The following is a 774-nucleotide window of genomic DNA, read 5'->3' on the forward strand; positions in this document are numbered from 1 at the left end:
CACCCGCACCGAGCAGGCCGCCGAGCGCGGAGTCCACGCCGCCGGTCACGCCGCCGGTGACGTCGCCGCCCACATCCAGGAGTCCGCCGATTCCGGCGCCCGCACCGAGCAGTCCGTCCAGTGCACCGGTCGCGGAACCGCCGACGCCGAGCGCCGACTCGAGCGCGGTGCCCAGCGAGGCCCCGGCCTCTCCGCCCACGCCGAGCGCGCCACCGAGCGCGGTGCCCAGGCCCAGCCCCAGACCGGCGTCGACGCCGAGTCCGCCGCCCACCTCGCCGCCCAGGCTCTCACCCAGTCCGGCGCCGAGCACTCCGCCGAGCGCGGCACCCAGGTCCGACCCGATCTCGCCGCCGACCCCGAAGGCGCTCTCCAGCACCCCGCCGAGCCCGGCACCCGCACCGAGGTCCAGGTCCGCGACGCCCAGCGCGGTGTCGAGCGCGGCCCCGAGGCCCGCGGTGAGCCCGCCGTCGACGCCGAGCGCACCACCGAGCGCGGAGCTCACCGCTCCGCCGAGACCGCCCTCCAGGACGAGCAGCCCACCGAGGTCGAGGCCCCCGCCGACCAGTCCGTCCAGTGCGGTGCCCAGTGCCGCGCCGAGTTCGCCACCGACGCCGCCGTCCGCGCCGAGCGCGGCGCTCAGGGCCGCGCTGAGGTCACCGGCCAGGTCGCCGCCGAGTGCCCCGCCGAGACCGCCGGCCAGTTCACCGCCGAACAGCGCACCGAGGTCGAGGCCCGTCAGTCCGCCCGCGCCGAGCGCGCCCTCCAGCGCGGCAC

General features: G+C 78.8%; 1 pseudogene. It reads right to left on the minus strand.

From position 1 onward, the window contains the following. A pseudogene (locus AC1DU4_RS26315) lies at positions 1–774 on the minus strand (IniB N-terminal domain-containing protein); the annotation flags it as partial.

The organism is Rhodococcus sp. P4_F5, assembly GCF_056401315.1.